The sequence below is a fragment of the Acinetobacter pittii ATCC 19004 = CIP 70.29 genome, assembly GCF_000369045.1.
Taxonomy (GTDB): domain Bacteria; phylum Pseudomonadota; class Gammaproteobacteria; order Pseudomonadales; family Moraxellaceae; genus Acinetobacter; species Acinetobacter pittii.
This window is the reverse complement of the sequence record NZ_KB849790.1, coordinates 570817-588564: the sequence shown is the minus strand read 5'-3', so window position 1 is coordinate 588564 and position 17748 is coordinate 570817. Positions and strand designations below refer to the sequence as shown.

Here is a 17748-nt window from a genome sequence, read left to right as displayed (position 1 = left end):
CTTATTTAAAAAAGCTGTTTTATATGTAAAACCATAAAAGCAGCTTATTAACTTCAATAAGTAAAGCTTATCTTGATTTTTTAATAAATACTAAACTATTTAAAATCAATTATTTAAATTTATAACTTAATGTAAAAAGTCTTATTGTCCATAGGGATTAGCTATGTTTTTATTTTAGACACAAGATTTGATCACCGATTGTGTTGATTGGGGAACAGGGAATCTTTGTCATTTTAAAGGATTAAAGAATATCGTTTGGGACAAAAAATGGTGTTCTTGGTTCAACTTGAAAATAGCGTTGTTAAGCTCAAATGGATGAGGAACGCATTAATATGTCTTTACTGAAATCTTCTTTTTTATCAGATCGCCAATGGGCCATTGTGGCCTCGATCTTTATGATGGCGACCTCTGCAATGGGGCCAGGATTTTTAACCCAAACTGCTGTATTTACAGTCAAGTTAGGCGCGGCATTTGGCTTTGCCATTTTAGTTTCCATTCTGATTGATTATGTGGTTCAACAAAACATTTGGCGTGTGGTGACACTTACTCAAATGCGTGCATCTGATATTGCCAATAAAGCATTACCGGGTAGTGGTTATTTACTGGCGTTTCTGGTGATTTTAGGCGGGTTTTTCTTTAGTGTCGGTAACATTGCCGGTGCAGCTTTAGGTTTAAATGCGCTTTTTGGCCTAGACACAAAGTGGGGCGGTATTTTAAGTGGTGCATTAGCCATTTTGATTTTTGCATCAAGAAAAGCAACGCTTGCCATGGATAAAAGCATGATCGTGTTGGGATTACTTAAAATCCTCCTGATTATTATCGTTGCTGTCATTGTGATGCCTCCTGTCGGGCAAGCTGTACATCAAACTTTTGCGCCAGATCAGATCGACTTTGCCATTATTACCACCATTGTTGGCGGTACGGTTGGTGGCTATATCTGTTACGCGGGAGCACACCGTTTACTCGATAAAGGTGCTGTTGGCCCTGAAAATATTGATGAAGTTGCTAAAGCTGCGACCAAGGGCATTGTTGTGGTCGGCATCATGCGCTATGTGTTGTTCTTGGCTTTTTTAGGTGTGGTGGTGAGCGGTGCAACCATTGATTTAGCCAGCCATGACGCCAATCCAGCAGCTCAAGCATTCCAATATGCAGCGGGTACATTTGGTTTTAAATTATTCGGCTTAATTTTCTGGGCAGCGGGTATTAGTAGCACGATCGGCGCAGCATATACTTCAGTGTCATTCTTTACTGCATTTAAAAAGAACTTAACACCAAAACAAACCAACTATACGACCATTACCTTTATTGCATTGGCTTTATTGCTCTATGTGTTATTGGGTGCAACTCCGGCAGGTCTACTTATTTTTGTAGGCGGTTTTAACGGTTTGGTGTTGCCAATTGGCCTTACAATTTTTGTGTATGTTGCCGCGTGCCGTAAAGATTTGATGGGTAATTATAACTATCCAAAATGGTTGCTTATTTTGGGTGGGTTAACATGTCTGTTAACGTGGTGGATGGGCTACATGTCGTTTACGACTGTGTTTAACTATTTGACCAAGCTTTAAGCCAGACTGCGTGAAGTGATAAAGGAATAATGCCATGTTTGTAGATTTAAATAGTGATTTGGGTGAAAGCTTTGGCTCATGGAAAATGGGTAATGATGACCAGATTTTACCTGTCGTGACCAGTGCCAATATTGCTTGTGGCTTCCATGCTGGCGATCCACTCGGCATTTTAAAAACGGTTCGTAAAGCCGTTGAGCTTGGTGTGACCATTGGCGCTCACGTGTCTTATCCAGACCTTGTAGGCTTTGGCCGCCGTAATATGGATTTGTCACGTGACGAATTGATTGCCGATGTGCTTTACCAAATTTCTGCACTCGATGGTTTGGCTAAAGTGGCAGGCTCAAAAGTGCAATACGTTAAACCACATGGCGCGCTTTATAACACCATTGCACATGACCAAGCTCAGGCAGCAGCCGTGATTGATGCCATTAAAATGTATAACCCTGAACTGGTTTTAGTGGCTTTGGCAGGTTCTAACTTAGTCGAACAGGCACGAGCAGCGGGTTTAAAAGTTGTATCAGAAGCATTTGCTGACCGTGCTTATAACAGCGATGGTTCATTGGTTTCCCGCCGTCTAGAAGGTGCGGTTTTACACGACTCGGCATTTGTTGCGACCCGTGTGGTGTCTATGCTTAAAAATGGTGGAGTTGAGTCAATTGATGGCGTATTTACCCCAATTCAAGCCGATACCATTTGCCTACATGGCGATACCGACGGTGCGCTAGAGATGTCGGCTGCCATTAAAGCCGAGCTTGTAAAAAATAATATTGAAATTCGCCCGTTTGTAAATAAAGCATAAGGATGAGCATCATGTATAAGGATATTAAAGTCGACCCAGCTCAGCGTGAAGCCGCGTTAGAGGCGCGTTTAAAAATCCGTGCAGGTTTTGATAAACCGACAGCAGGCATGGCTGCGGGCATGACGCAAGTCAACATGATTTCGGTGCCAAAAGAGTGGGCATATGACTTTTTACTCTATGCACACCGTAACCCGCAAAGCTGCCCAGTGCTTGATGTGCTCGAAGAAGGCATCTATGCAACTAAGCTTGCAGCTGACTCAGACATCCGCACTGACTTCCCACGTTATCGCATTTGGAAAGATGGCGAAATGGTCGATGAAGTGACCGATGCAAGAGAGATTTATAACGCTCATCCTGATTTGGTGACATTCTTAATTGGCTGTAGTTTTTCATTCGAAACAGCTTTGCAAGAAGCGGGTATTGAAGTTCGCCACATTCATGATGACACCAATGTGCCGATGTATTTGAGTAATATTCAGTGCGAACCAGCAGGCCGTATTTCAGGAAATATGGTGGTTTCCATGCGACCAATTCCATCGCATCAAATTAGTGAAGCGGTAAAAATTACAGCACGTATGCCGAGTGTACATGGCGCGCCTGTACATATTGGTCACCCTGAAAGCTTAGGCATTAAGGATGTAAATAAGCCAGACTTTGGCGATGCTTCTCGTATTGAAGCGGGTGAAATTCCAGTGTTTTGGGCGTGTGGAGTAACGCCGCAAGCTGCCGTCATGAACTCGAAAATTCCTTTTGCGATTAGTCATGCGCCGGGTTACATGTTTATTACCGACATTCCTGACCGTGCTTGGATTGACTAACTGGACTAAAGAAGAATTAAAAGGATAAGCAAATGCGTTTTTTATCGGTAAACGCCGACTGTTTCCTGATTGAGCTTGCGAGCTTAGAGGAAACTTTGGCGTTGTACAATAAATTGCAAAATACGCAATTGAATGGAATTAAAGACTTAGTCCCCGCTGCAAAAACAATTTTGGTTTTCTTTAATGAGATCGAAACCAACTTTAAAACGCTGGTTGCTTCAATTCAGAGTCTCAAAATTGATTCTGGATTTGAGCGTAGCGACCAAGAAGTGATTGTGCCGATTTGCTATAACGGCGAAGACCTTGCGCAGGTTGCCGAGTTGCAAGGTTTATCTGTTGCCGATGTGATTAGAAAACATCACCAAAGCGTATGGAATGTGGCTTTTATTGGTTTTGCACCGGGTTTTGCTTATATGAGCAGTCCCGATAAGCCTTTTACTGATATTCCGCGCTTAACGGTTCCGCGTAAAAAAATACCGTCAGGTTCTTTGGGCTTGGCTGGAAAATACTCTGGTATTTACCCAAAAGACAGTCCGGGTGGTTGGCAGCTGATTGGTACTACATCAGAAAAAATGTGGGATTTAGAGCGTAAAAATCCAGCACTACTTTTACTGGGTATGACCGTACATTTTGAAGATGTGACGCATAGCCCGACAACCGTAAATATACCACAGCAAATCACGCGTACGGTTGAGCCGAAACAATCGGTGCCACTATTTACGATCACTGCGCCAAGTTTACAAATGCTTATTCAAGATGAAGGGCGTTTAAACCAGACCAATATTGGGGTTGGCGTAGCGGGTGCAATGGATTTATCTGCCATGCACAGTGCTAATCGTATTGTCGGTAATCCAACCAATACACCCGTCATTGAAGTTTTAAATGGCGGTCTAAAAGCAAAGATGCAACATGCAGGTGTTATTGCGGTGGCTGGGGCCATCTCAAACATTCGTGTGAAATTTGCGGATGGTCAAACCGCAGACTTTGCAAGCTATCAACCGATTGATTTGGATGAAGGCGATGAATTTCAAATTCAGCCACCAACAGCAGGCTTAAGAAATTATTTGGCTGTTCGTGGAGGCATAGACGTTGAACCTGTACTCAATAGTGCCTCATTTGACAGCTTGGCAGTGTTAGGGCCAGAGCCTTTAAAACTTGGAGATACCATTTACCAAGGGCAGGTAAAGGCAGCCAATATTAGCGTAAATGAAGTGGGCAAAAGTGACTTACCGCGAGCTGGCGAAGTCGTTGAGCTAGATATTGTGATGGGCCCACGTACAGACTGGTTTGAACAAGACAGTATTGAACTACTCTGTCAGCAAGAGTGGCTGGTAACAAATGAAAGCAACCGAGTCGGGCTAAGACTTTCAGGTGAACAGCCTTTAACTCGCAAAATTACCCATGAACTGGAAAGTGAAGGCACTTGCATTGGCGCTTTGCAGATTCCACCGAGTGGCCAACCCGTTTTGTTTATGAATGATCACCCTTTAACGGGCGGATATCCAGTCATTGGCTCTGTTGCTAAACACCATTGGGATTTGGTGGCACAGATTCCGGCAGGTTGCCGCATCAAATTTAAAAAAATTGCTGAATTTACAGATTTTGAGAATGAAAGATGAATACAGAAAAATTATTGATTGCTAACCGTGGTGAAATTGCCGTTCGTATTATTCATGCCTGCCGTGACATGGGAATTTCATCGGTCGCATTATATGCAGATGACGATATTGGCAGCATGCATGTCGAACTTGCAGATGAAGCATGGGGCTTGGCTGGTGCAACTGCTATCGAGACTTACCTAAATATTCCTGCGATTATTGAAGTTGCAAAGAAATCGAAAGCAACTATGGTGCATCCGGGTTACGGCTTTTTATCTGAACGTGCTGAGTTTGCTCAAGCCGTGATTGATGCAGGCTTAAAATGGGTCGGGCCATCACCAAGTGCGATTGAAAAACTAGGCGATAAAATCGAAGCACGTAAAATTGCAGCTTCGGTTGGTGCGCCCTTGGTTCAGGGTACGCAAGACCCACTCAATAATGCAGATGAAGCTTTAGAGTTTGCCAAACAATATGGTTTACCAATTGCAATTAAAGCCGCATTCGGTGGCGGTGGGCGTGGCTTAAAAGTCGCGTGGAAACTCGAAGAAGTGAAAGAGCTTTATGAGTCGGCAGTACGAGAGGCAAAAGCTGCTTTTGGTCGTGGTGAATGTTTTGTCGAGCAATATCTTGATAAACCGCGCCATGTAGAAGCGCAGGTGATAGCAGACCAACATGGCAATATTGTGGTGCTTGGCACACGTGATTGTTCATTGCAACGCCGTAACCAAAAATTAGTCGAAGAAGCACCAGCACCATTTGTTAGCGATGAGATTTACCAGCAAATTTTAAGCTCGGCAAAAAACATTTGTCAGGCCGCAAACTATGTGGGTGCGGGAACAGTTGAATATTTACTGAGTCGTGACGGTAAGCTTTCATTCTTAGAAGTAAACACTCGTTTGCAAGTTGAGCATCCTGTTACCGAAGAAACGTCGAAAGTCGATTTGGTGGTGGAACAAATTCGTGTTGCACAAGGTGAAGCGCTTTCTATTAAAGAAACACCAAAAGCACAAGGCCATGCCATTGAGTTTCGTATCAATGCCGAAGACCCAGCACGTGGTTTTATTCCAGCCTTTGGTGTGTTGAGTTTATTTGAAGCGCCGTTTGGTAACGGTGTACGAGTCGACACAGGTGTTCGCACTGGGTCATTAGTGTCTAGCCATTTTGACTCACTCATGGCAAAGCTAATTGTGATTGGTCCAACCCGCGAAGTTGCAATTGCTCGCGCTAAACGTGCTTTAAAACAATTTAAAATTGAAGGCGTAGCTTCGGTTTTAGATTTTCACCGCGCGGTACTTAATGAACCTGACTTTACAGATGAATTTAATGTACACACGCGCTGGATTGAAAACGACTTTAAACAAGAATTAAAGCCAACCAAACGTGGCATTCCAAACCATCAACAGCCAATGCTGCTCAGCTACATTGAAATTGATGGCAAATTACACCGTTTAGGTTTACCTGCGGGTATGTTTGCACAAGGCCCAGCAACTGCAGTTCAAGCGCAGACTGCCGAGCCAGAAGTAAGTGCCGAGCATTTACTTGCTCCAATTAATGGTGTGATTAGCGCTTGGAAAGTCGAAAATGGTGAGCAAGTCACAGAAGGCCAAGTGGTTGCCATTATGGAAGCCATGAAAATGGAAGTACAGGTACTGGCACACCGCAGTGGCGTTATTCAGATTGGCGCAGAGAAGGGCGCGACCTGTCATGCAGAAACTGTGATTGCGAGTATTAATTAAGTTTTGAATAAATGATTTGGCTCACTTAAGCATCAGTTTAATTGGGTCAAATCGAATGCTTATTTATTCACTTAGTTCGTTATTTTTCGCAGTACTCGTTAACCATTTTCAGCTTGAAAATTAGCACTAATTATGAGATATTCCTCACAGTTTAGTGATGTGAAAATTAATCACTGTATTGAAAGCTCGCTTATGCGGGCTTTAATTTTTAGCCCAGTTTAAGCATTTCTCACTTAATGAGCTGGCAGCATAAAAACAATTTGAGAATTTGGCACTCACTCAAAGGCGAATTGAAGAAAGCGAATGAAAATTCTACCTTCATCTGAATATGATCAAATTCTAAAATACAGTGTCTATTGGCTCGTCATCTCGATCGTGATTGGAGTCGTAGCAGGGCTAGCTTCGACCTTAATTTTTGTGGCTTTTGATATTTCAAACAAAGTTCGAAGTCTGCATCACTGGCTGATCTACTTTTTACCTTTTGTGGGTTTTGGTATTGGCTATCTCATTAAAAAATATGGATCACCGATTGAGCGGGGAACTCATTTACTGATTGATGAAATTCACCAGCCGAAGTCGTTCATTCCAAAACGAATGAGCCCCATCATTTTTATCACCTCAATTTTAACGCAGTTGTTTGGTGGTTCGGCAGGGCGTGAGGCCCCAGCGGTTCAGCTTTCGGGTGCCTTAATTGACCACTTGAGCCATATATTAAAAATCTCGGAAGACAACCGAAAAATCTGTTTAATCGCCAGTATTGGTGCAGGCTTTGCAGGGGTGTTTGGCTTGCCTCTAGCGGGTGCAATCTATGGGTTGGAAATTACTGCTTTAGGTAATTTAAGATACTCAGCTATTTTTCCATGTTTTGTGTCGGCGCTGATTGCATCGGCCATCCCTGAGCTATTTGATATTGTTCATCCGCATATTTTCTATGTGATTAGTGAGTTTCCGGCCATTCATTTTGGCACGCTTATGAACTTAATTGTGGCAGGTCTGATCTTTGGTTTAGTCGCACGTTTCTTTATTGCTGCCATTCATTTTGCGAGTGACGTCTTTTATAAATATGTGCGTTATTTGCCATTAAGAACGATGGCGGGTGGTATTGTCATTATGCTACTTACCTTGTTCACTGCGCATCAGCAATACAACGGTTTGGGTACAGATAAAATCATTTCATCTTTTTATGTGCCGATTGAGTTTTACGACTTTTTTAACAAGACTGTTTTTACTGCCATCACTTTAGGTTCAGGCTTTAAAGGCGGTGAAATTACGCCGTTGTTTTATGTAGGTGCGACGTTAGGGAATGCTTTAGGAGCAGTTTTAAACCTGCCAATTTCATTGCTTGCAGGCTTAGGTTTGGTGAGTCTATTTTCTGGGGCGAGTAAGGCACCGTTAACATCTATTATTTTAGCTGTTGAGCTATTTGGAATGAATGTTGCCACTTACGCCATTATTACCTGTTTGTTGGCAGCGCTATTTTCAGGGAATTGTGGGTTGTATCGCCGTAAAAAGTTGATGGATTGATTAAGCATTTCTAAGGAGTTGAGTGATTTCAAATTGCTTAACTCCTATTAAATCTTCTTTTTTTAATAATAAAAATTGGCCTAGTAAATGAAATACTTCTAAAAATATGAAAGAATTGAATTTATATCTTTATAAAAGAAGATATAAATTAATTTTAATGAACAACTATTGTTTCCTAAATATTTAAACTATAGATATACATTAATAAAAATTAAAAATATTTAAAAAATTTCCAAAATGTTTCAATTATGAATTTTTTATGACATTTATTGTTGATTGTGAATGATTCATGTAGTTTTTGTTTGATTTTTTATCCATTTGGTAAATTAAAAATAACATTTTATGCAAAACAAAATTTTTTTTACTCACGCTTTTTTTCTTTTGTATGGGTTAGCTACACATGCTTATGCTATCGATGATATTTCTTTACCAGATCGTATACGTCAGGAACAACGTTTAAAAGAGCTTAATCAACAATTAGAAGAGCAAATCACTCAGCTTGTACCTAAACCTGTCACTACCCAATTGCAGGATTTTAAAACTATAGTCGTTTCGGAAGAGCCATGCGTTAAAGTCAAGAATATTGATTTTGATAGAAAGACGTTACAGGACCCTGAACACTATAAATTTCACTTTATGCTTCGGGCAATCTGGAATCATCCGCAGAAGATTATTGGCAAGTGTATTGGTACGCAAAGCTTACGTAACCTCGTTAATTTCGCCCAAAATGAATTGATTAAAAAGGGTTTTATTACCAGTCAGGTTACTGTTGCCCCCCAAGATATTCAGCAAGGTTCTTTGCGACTTGGTGTGCAGATTGGGCGTTTACGTAAGATCATCGTAGAAGGTGAGCAACTCTCCTTATTACAACTTAAAGCATCTTTACCATTTAAAGAAGGCGATGTCCTTAATCTACAACAACTTGATCAGGGTCTCGAAAACTTAAAACGAGCTTATACGGTAGATATACAAATTGTGCCGTCAAATGAGTCTGTTCAGGAAGCTAAAGGGTATAGTGATCTGATTATTAAGTTACAGCCACAATCAAAAATCAATTTAAATTTTGCTCTGGATAATTCAGGGAGTAAAGATACAGGTCGTTATATAGGTAGTCTAGGACTCAATATTAATAATCCATTCTATTTAAGTGATTCTCTTTCTTTTAATTTTAGTCATTCATTAGATAACTTACATCGAGACTTAAATAAAAACTACTTTGTAAGTTATCAGCTTCCGTTAGGAAATTATGATTTCAGTACTAGCTATAGCCGTTATCAATACGAGCAAAATGTATTGGGTGCAAATGGTGTACTACGTTATCACGGCTTAAGTCAGCAGGGTAATTTGAATGTATCCCGTGTACTTAGCCGAAGTGGGCAACATAAAACCAGCCTCTATGGCAAGCTCTACCATAAGCAAAATTCAAACTTTATTGATGATATTGAAATCGAAGTACAACGTAGAAAAACTTCAGGCTGGAATGCCGGGATACAACATCGCCAATATCTGGGTGATGCTGTATTAGATGCGGGTTTGGATTATCGGCATGGCACAGGCGCATTTGATGCGTTGTTAGCACCAGAAGAACAAATTAAGGACATTGATAAAAATCCATTACCGTCAGAAGGGTATTCCCGTGCACCGATATGGAGTGCCGATTTACGTTTTCAAATGCCATTTTTGCTTTTAGATACGCCTGCTCAATACCGTTTGAACTGGCGTGGACAATATGCTCCACGAGTTTTAGTACCTAATGATCGTTTTTATATCGGTGGTCGTTATAGCGTTCGAGGTTTTGATGGTGAACTGATGCTATCAGGCGATAACGGACAGTATTTACAACAGGAAATCAGTGTAAATACACAAATTCCTAATACTCAATTTTACATGGCTGTAGATCAGGGATGGGTGAACGGTGAGAACAGTATTGCTGGGCAGCGTCATCTGATGGGAAGTGTCGTAGGACTACGAAGTTATCTCAACCATTTTTATATTGATGCCTTTACAGGGCGAGGCCTAATCGCACCTAAAAATATAAAAAAAGACTGGATTTTGGGATTTAGCCTAAATGCTTTTTATTAAGTTTCCTTAAGAAACAAAATTAATTTTAATTAGAGAAAACTGACTTATGAACAAAAATCTTTATCGAATTGTTTTTAACAAAGCCCGTAACATGTTTATGGCAGTTGCCGAGAATGTCAGAAGCCAGAGCAAGGCGGCAGGACAATCTACCTCCTCAGAAATAGTGAGCTCTGGGCAATCACTGGTGCAAGAAAAATCATTTCATCAACTGTGGCACGTTAAGGCATTGGTGGCAAGTATCAGCTTGTTGGTGCCATTTGCTCCGGTCTATGCTGCTATTGTTGCAGATAGCGCAGCGAATGCTGCGAATCGGGCTGTCATTGGTGCTGGTAAGAACTCAACAGGCACAACAGTTCCAGTGGTTAATATTCAGACTCCCAAAAATGGTATTTCTCACAATATCTATAAACAGTTTGATGTATTAGCTGAAGGTGCTGTTTTAAATAATAGCCGAACAGGAGCCACCACTAAAACTGTAGGGACAGTGGGAGCAAACCCATTTTTAGCGACTGGTGAAGCGCGAGTTATTTTAAATGAGGTAAATTCAACAGCTGCTTCAAGATTTGAAGGAAACTTAGAAGTCGCAGGGCAAATGGCAGATGTCATTATTGCCAACCCTTCTGGTATTAACATTAAAGGTGGTGGTTTTATTAATGCCAATAAGGCAATTTTTACTACGGGTAAGCCTCAGTTAAATGCCGATGGCAGTATCAAGCAGTTTACGGTTGACCAAGGAAAAATTACGGTCTCAGCGAACCCTAATTCTAAATTTGGCTTGGGGGGAAATAATAATGATGCAAATTATGTAGACCTCTATACCCGTGCATTAGAGCTTAGTGCTGAGCTACGTGCTAAAAATGATATTCAGGTCATTGCCGGAGCAAATAATGTCAGTGCAGATTTACAGGATGTTACTGCTAAAACAGGCACAGGAACCGCACAGACATTGGCAGTAGATGTTAAAGCGCTGGGTGGAATGTATGCCAATAATATTTATTTGATGGGTACAGAAAAGGGCCTAGGCGTTACTAATGCGGGGACACTTCAGGCAGTCAACAATCTGGTGATTACCAGTGCAGGGAAAATTGAGCATAGCGGTACTATCAGTTCGACCAGTAAAACCCAAGGTTTAGTGAGTCTACAAACAACAGGCACTGGTGCTGTTGCAGATATCAACTCATCAGGCAGTATTAATAGTAATAGCATGTTAAATATTGATTCAGGTAATAACCTGAATGTAAATGCTAAAGAAATTATTATTAATAATGGTAGCTTGGCTGCTTCTCCTTTAATCATTAGTAGCAAAGGGAATTTAAATTTAGCGGCAAATAGTCGAATTTTTAATGATGCACAGAGTGGAGATGTATATGTTGATGCAGCGAACATCAATCTGGCAACTAATGCAGGCATTACCAGTAATCGGGGTTCTGCTTATATCCAGTCGCAAAAAGATGTAGTTGCAGCTCAAGGTGCAAAATTAATAGCAGCACAAAATTTGAATGTATCCGGAAAAGGTAAGCTCTCACTGAACGAAAATCAGATACAGGCATCCTTGGGTTCAATAAACCTACAAGCAGATTCTTCAAATACAGATGGTTTAATTGATATTCGAGGTGGGACTATTTATGGGGGTAAAGATTTAAACTTATATAGTTCAGGAGATGTAAATTTACAAAATCTTGGATTTGCACTTGAAAATTCTGCAACACGAGTCAAGAACATTAATGCTCATAGTGGACGAAACTTGGTTTGGAACAATGCAACAAAAGTTCTACCCCAGATTACAGGGAAAGTTGCATTGGATGCCGAGAATAATTTAAGTATTTCAGCTCAAGGGGTCTCTAGTAAAGATAGTATCCAGTTACAAGCAGGTCAATTAACATTAAATACGAATTTCACCTCCCAAAAAGATATTAATCTGATCACAGAAACAACTGATTTATTTCTAAATAATGTATTAAATGCTCAAAATGATATCAACATTTCAGCTTTAACTGGTGGGATTACTGCCAATAGCCTCAAAGCCAATTCTAATGCTGGCAAAATTTCGATTCTTGCGAATAAAAATCTAGTTTTAAATTCACTGCAAGAAATAGAATCAGCTCCTTGGGCAGATCAAGATGGCGCAACAACTGATATGACCTTCATTAATGGTAATAAAGGGGTTACATTAGGGTCAATTGGGGATGGGAATGTACAATTAAAATCTACTCGTATTACTGCTGAACAGGGTGATATTCAACTAGTTGCTGGTAATGGTGTTTCTTTACAGGCGAATACCGATGTTACGATTAGTGGTGATAGTGGATATGACAATGTAAGAAAGAATGTTTTACAAGGACAATCCTTACAGATTCAGAATAAGAAAGCAGATATCGTTATTGATAGCACCAATTTAACAACTTCTGTTGGTGGTTTATCTATTAATGGCGAGGGTAAAACGACATTATCAAATAGCGAATTAAACTCTAAAGGGAATATTGAGCTTTCCGCCAAAGATCATTTGACTTTACAAAATATAGAAGCGAATGCTGATAAACACATGGCGCTTAATAGTCAAAAAAATATCTATTTGAATAGTGAACAGGGCCCTACAGTAACATCTACAATTTGGGAATCTTATAGTTTAGTTAATTTAAAAGCAGCTGGTTTATTATCATTAAAAAGTAAAGGCTCACAAGCTCTTAACTCTACTAGCATTAAAGGAGGAGCAATCAATATTGAAACTGATGGGTCATTTAATATAAATAAGGATGTTCAACTAAACTCAGCAAGGAATATATTTTCTAATCAAGAGTCTGATAAATTTTTAGCAAGTGATCCTCAATTACAGAAGATACAGGGAAATCTTTCAATTCAAACAAATAATACTCTTGTATTGGATCCAGAAAAAATTAAAATTCAAGGTGATAATAATATTGAGTTAATTTCAAAAAATGGAGATTTAACCTTACTTGGATATGGGGGGAGTAAAGGTAATGGTTCTGAGAGGAATTTTACTATTAGTGGTACAGGAGATATTCACGTAGAAGGAAAAAAAGTAGATATTCAAGGGGCTTTTATTTCTGGTCGAAATATAAATATTTTTTCTAGTTCAGGTGATATTAATATTGATGGAATTAAGAATAATTTTAATAATTATGCTAGTAAAAAATATAGCTCTGAATTGTTTGAAAAAATTTTTAATTTGACAATGATCTTATCTAATACTGAAAGTTTAAAAAAATATAGTGCTTCAAGAATTAGTCAAATGCAAGAAGAATTAGCAGATCTAAAAGATGCCTCCACATTTTTAGAAAATGGGACAAATGGATTCGAACATGCAGAAACTGTACTTAGAACAAGTCTAGGTGATGGAATTATTAACCTTATTTCAAAAAAGGGAATAAAAATTACTGGAGCAACAATCCAGGCAGGATATGATGGAAAAGTAAATATTGAAGCTCAAGGGGGAAGCGATAAAATTTATAATTCTACGGTTTTAAACAAGAATAACCAGCCTATAAATATGAATGCTAGTATTATTATAGCTGGACATAATGACTTTTATGACAAGGGTAATGATACAGATTCTAATTATAAAGCAATTTCTTTTGTAAGCCCTACTACTATTGAAGGAGCTGATATAAATATAAAAACAGTAGGAAATAGTGCAGGTGATAATCTTGTACTTCAAGGAGTGGGTATTTCAGCTAAAAATCAAGTAAAGATAGAAGCGAAAAAGAATATTCTGTTTGATGTAGCACTCGAGCAAATTTTTGATCGGTCAACAAAGGTACAGAAGAAAAAATCTTGGGGTGGATTAAAGAAAAAGACAATAACAACTGTAATGGAAAACGAGTTAATAAGACCTGCTTCAGTTGATATTGATGCAAAAAATATTTATATAGAAAGTAAAGAAGTAAATCCACAAAATAGTATAGATATTTATGGAGGTAAGCTCACAGCGAATGGAGGGATGATTTCAGTTCGTTCAGGTGGTAATTTGAATTTTTATACAGCTCCTGAATCTTCAAAAACAACAATTGATGTGAATAGTAAATCATCAATAATGGGGATTAAATATAATAGTTCAAAGACAAATTCCACTCATAATGTAGTAACACAAATACCGACGAAATTAGTTGCTGATTATATCGGTACAAAATCAGGCTTTGATACACGATTAGTAGGGACTGATTTTGAATATTTAAAAGGCGCAACAATTGAATCAGGTGGTAAAATCTTTATTGAGCCTGCTATTACTAATATTTCGACAAAACTAAAGAAAGAAAGTAATTCTGTTGTTTGGCAATCTATGCAAGATAAAGGCTCCATTACAGAAACAGCCAAACTCCCAAATTTTAATGGACCTGTTGCGCCTACATTTAAGGCTGCTGGTGGGCTGAGCGTACAAATACCGATAAGTGAAAAAGATGCCAATAAAATAGTACTTCGGGATGAAATTTTAAAATTAGCAAACCAACCTGGAAATACTTACCTTAAAGATTTAGTCAATCGTAATGATGTGGATTGGCAGAAGGTCCTCCTTACTCAAAAGGATTGGGATTATAAATCACAAGGTCTAACTGGAGCAGGAGCGGCTTTAATTGTCATCATCGTCACTATTGCGACAATGGGTACTGGTACAGCAGCGGCGGCTGGAGCAGCAGGAGGAACAGCTGCTAGTGGTACTACGGTCGGTCTTGGGGCAAGCATGCTTGGTACGGCTGGGGTGACTACCACAGCGGCAGGCGCAATTGTTCCATCAACATTAGGGGCAATGGCAAATGCAGCAGTCACGAGTCTAGCTGCTCAGGCAAGTATTGGTCTGATTAATAACGGTGGGGATATTGGCAAGACCCTAAAAGAGATGGGAAGTAAAGATTCCATTAAAAATCTGGCTGCATCTGTGGTAACAGCAGGTTTATTAAGTCAAGTTGGTACTGCTCTAAATTTAAAACCAGACAGTACTCTCCTATCAGACCGATTAGTAAATAATTTTACCACTTCTGTAGGATCCACCTTAGTACAAACTGCCATTAATGGTGGGAATCTTGGCGATAATTTACAAGTTGCATTACTAGCCGGTTTAGCAGGGGCCTTACAAGGAGAGTTGGCTAGTCAGATTGGAACGAGTTTAGATAAAGTCGATCCGAATATATTTGAATATACAATTCATAAAATTGCTCACGCCGCTGTTGGATGTGCTGCTGCTGCTGCAACGAAGTCTAGTTGTGAGGCAGGTGCGATTGGTGCCGGTGTAGGTGAAATAGTTGCAGGGTTAATGCCAGAACCAGCCAATGGTATTGAATATACTGATGCAGAAAAACTAAAAATCCGGAATATAGGTAAATTAGTTTCTGGAACGGTTGCAGCATATACTGGTTATGATGTAAACACTGCTGCGAACAGTGCTGATACTGCGATTCAGAATAACTCCTTAGTTAGATTAGCAACTACCACAGGTAAGCTATTAGTAAAAGCAGCTGAAATTTATGGTGATATTAAGAAAGCAAATAAGGGTATAGTCGATTCAAAGGTTTTTGTACAAAAACTTAAAGATCAAGGCGTAAGTGAGCTTGTTGGAATAGCTGATGATTTGGTAACTGTTTTTGGTCCTGCCAGTACTCCTTTTGATAGAGCTTTAGCAGCTTTTGACCTTATTATTGGAACAGATTTAAAACCGGGGAAGGCTGAATCATTAAAGCTTGCTCAAGCTGAATTGGATAAATTAAAAGTAGATCAAGCTTATACTTTAAAAGTTTTACAAGTAAAAAAAGACGTAGTTACCAGAAACCGATTAAACGGTAAAGAATTTGAAATGAGTGCTGCAAGTAAATTGGGGGTAAAGCGAAATACCGATCGACAAATGATTACCATAAAAACTGAGAGAGATGGACAGATTAATATTATTCCAGATGCATTCGGTAATGGTGGGACATTAGTTGAGTTCAAGAATGTCCAATATCTTACAGATACCCAGCAACTCAGGGGGTATGGGGCAACAGGAAAACCAGTTACTTTAGTAGTAAATATGAATACAAAGATATCTGAAACAGTGAAGAATAGTATTTTATCTAATAAGGGGACAATTCAAAGATTTGATCCTATCAAAAATACTCTCCACTCATATTAGGAAATTATCAAATGAAGTTTAAGCGTCCTATTTATAGCAAAATTTTTACTCCAAATATGTTGAGAGATCCCCAAGAATTTTTTAAACGGATACACCACTACTGTAATTCCTTTCCAGAAATGCTTCCAGAAAAGTATGGTTTTTGGGAACCATTAAAAATCCCATTTTCACCTGACATAATAGAAAAACTGATTCCTAATGACAGAGGGGGAGCTGCTGATCGATTATTGTGCCAACGTTTAAAAAAGCCCCGTTATCAAGGAAGTTTTTGGCCTTCACTGCATGGAGAGACGCATAGTGAGGAATATCTTACCTCAGAGTTTACTCAAATTGATCAGCATAAATTGATAAATTATCTGAAAACTACTACCTTACAATTTAATGCGGACTTAGCAATTATTGATGCAAATCGGCATTCGGAACCACAGTTAGGAATTAAAGAAGGATGGCGTGGGGTAACACCTTTTTCCTATGAACTAAAACATTGGTTACCAGATATGTATTGGGGAACGGTATTTGGTAAACCTTATGTCGATTTATTTGGCTTAGAGTGTTTATTGTCTACCCCCGCGTATAAAGTAGAAAAGTTATCAGATGATGCTGTTTACATTCAATTAACTGAGCAAGTACAAGATATATTTGAAAAAACAGAACATGTGGATGAACAGCGTGAAATAGTTAAACATCATTTGGGTACTGATGCCTTTTGGTCACCAGAAAAGGCTTATGTAATAAACACGGATTATAGAGTTTTAAAAGGCTTATCTGAACATAATGTAATTAATATTCCTTTGCAGACTAATTATACTGATGTCTTCCGTGTGCCTCATTTTAATTTAATATCAGATGCTTATATGCAAGCAGAAGTGCCGCCGGAAAATATTTATACATATTTGAAGGGAATAAAGGAATTTGGTACCGATCAATGGATTGTTCAATTGTCTCAAGCATGGTTATTACGCATGTTTGATCCTATAGCGCTTGGTTATGGTGTTGAGGATGTTTATAATCATGGTGAGGTAAGTGAAATAGAGTTTTTTTATAAACCCGATGGATATGACTCTCCTATAGAAAAGGAACTATTTATTGGAGCGTGGGATCGACCAGAGCAAGAAACAATGAGCCGTCAGAAGTATGCTGAATCCATACTTCAAGTATTAGCTAGTAATTACCCATTAGCGCAATCAGAATGGTCAAATGTAGAAAGTAAAGTTGATCATTTTGAGGGGCATTCAGAAGTTTATTTAGACCAAATCGATCCACAAGAGTTTAATTTGTTTCGTATAGCAATTAAAGTAATTGTATTTGAGCGGTTTTTTGTTAAAGTCACTTTCATGGATTATTGGTGTAATGACTTGAGTGAATCTCAAGAAATTTCTAACCCAATTTTTAACTTGTTTAAAGCTAAGTAATATTTATATAAAAAGACTTTTATTGATAAAAATAAGGGGATGAAGCCCCTTATTTTTATTCTGTACAAGAAATATATAGCAGCGAATATAGCTGTT

At 39.0% G+C, this 17748-nt stretch carries 9 protein-coding genes; all 9 read left to right on the top strand.

The genetic code is table 11. The annotated features are described in order from the left end of the window. The first annotated feature begins 311 nt into the window (after window positions 1–311). Window positions 312–1565 carry an NRAMP family divalent metal transporter gene (gene ycsG / locus F928_RS15315; RefSeq protein WP_014206320.1) on the top strand — a complete coding sequence of 418 codons (1254 nt, stop codon included), beginning with the start codon at window positions 312–314 and terminating at the stop codon, window positions 1563–1565. Between the two features lie 34 nt (window positions 1566–1599). Next, window positions 1600–2364 (top strand): LamB/YcsF family protein, encoded by a 765-nt coding sequence (locus F928_RS15310; RefSeq protein ID WP_005076754.1) that lies wholly within the window; start codon window positions 1600–1602, stop codon window positions 2362–2364. Between the two features lie 2 nt (window positions 2365–2366). Then, window positions 2367–3182, top strand: coding sequence for a putative hydro-lyase (locus tag F928_RS15305; RefSeq protein ID WP_080632724.1), 816 nt, complete (start codon window positions 2367–2369; stop codon window positions 3180–3182). A 32-nt stretch (window positions 3183–3214) separates the two neighbouring features. Further along, window positions 3215–4801, top strand: a complete 1587-nt coding sequence (gene ybgK / locus F928_RS15300; RefSeq protein WP_005076751.1) for a 5-oxoprolinase subunit B/C family protein — start codon at window positions 3215–3217, stop codon at window positions 4799–4801. Further along, entirely contained in the window at window positions 4798–6516 is a 1719-nt protein-coding gene (gene bccA / locus F928_RS15295) for an acetyl/propionyl/methylcrotonyl-CoA carboxylase subunit alpha (RefSeq protein WP_002163233.1), read from the top strand. Before ybgK ends, bccA begins: the two co-directional genes overlap by 4 nt. 303 nt (window positions 6517–6819) lie before the next feature. Continuing rightward, on the top strand, window positions 6820–8040 hold the full coding sequence (locus F928_RS15290) for a chloride channel protein (RefSeq protein ID WP_002163229.1): 1221 nt from the start codon (window positions 6820–6822) through the stop codon (window positions 8038–8040). Between the two features lie 342 nt (window positions 8041–8382). Continuing rightward, on the top strand, window positions 8383–10122 hold the full coding sequence (locus F928_RS15285) for a ShlB/FhaC/HecB family hemolysin secretion/activation protein (RefSeq protein ID WP_002122106.1): 1740 nt from the start codon (window positions 8383–8385) through the stop codon (window positions 10120–10122). A gap of 46 nt (window positions 10123–10168) precedes the next feature. Continuing rightward, window positions 10169–16240 carry a two-partner secretion domain-containing protein gene (locus F928_RS15280; protein WP_005076747.1) on the top strand — a complete coding sequence of 2024 codons (6072 nt, stop codon included), beginning with the start codon at window positions 10169–10171 and terminating at the stop codon, window positions 16238–16240. Window positions 16241–16251: 11 nt separating this feature from the next. Next, a complete protein-coding gene (locus F928_RS15275; protein WP_002114038.1) occupies window positions 16252–17652 on the top strand; it encodes a hypothetical protein in 1401 nt (466 codons plus the stop codon). Window positions 17653–17748: the final 96 nt, after the last annotated feature.

Bases quoted from the DNA above. Each gene is read 5' to 3' on its own strand.
- F928_RS15285 (WP_002122106.1), top strand. From the start codon at position 8,383: ATGCAAAACAAAATTTTTTTTACTCACGCTTTTTTTCTTTTGTATGGG.
- ybgK (WP_005076751.1), top strand. From the start codon at position 3,215: ATGCGTTTTTTATCGGTAAACGCCGACTGTTTCCTGATTGAGCTTGCG.
- F928_RS15280 (WP_005076747.1), top strand. From the start codon at position 10,169: ATGAACAAAAATCTTTATCGAATTGTTTTTAACAAAGCCCGTAACATG.
- ycsG (WP_014206320.1), top strand. From the start codon at position 312: ATGGATGAGGAACGCATTAATATGTCTTTACTGAAATCTTCTTTTTTA.
- bccA (WP_002163233.1), top strand. From the start codon at position 4,798: ATGAATACAGAAAAATTATTGATTGCTAACCGTGGTGAAATTGCCGTT.
- F928_RS15290 (WP_002163229.1), top strand. From the start codon at position 6,820: ATGAAAATTCTACCTTCATCTGAATATGATCAAATTCTAAAATACAGT.
- F928_RS15305 (WP_080632724.1), top strand. From the start codon at position 2,367: ATGAGCATCATGTATAAGGATATTAAAGTCGACCCAGCTCAGCGTGAA.
- F928_RS15310 (WP_005076754.1), top strand. From the start codon at position 1,600: ATGTTTGTAGATTTAAATAGTGATTTGGGTGAAAGCTTTGGCTCATGG.
- F928_RS15275 (WP_002114038.1), top strand. From the start codon at position 16,252: ATGAAGTTTAAGCGTCCTATTTATAGCAAAATTTTTACTCCAAATATG.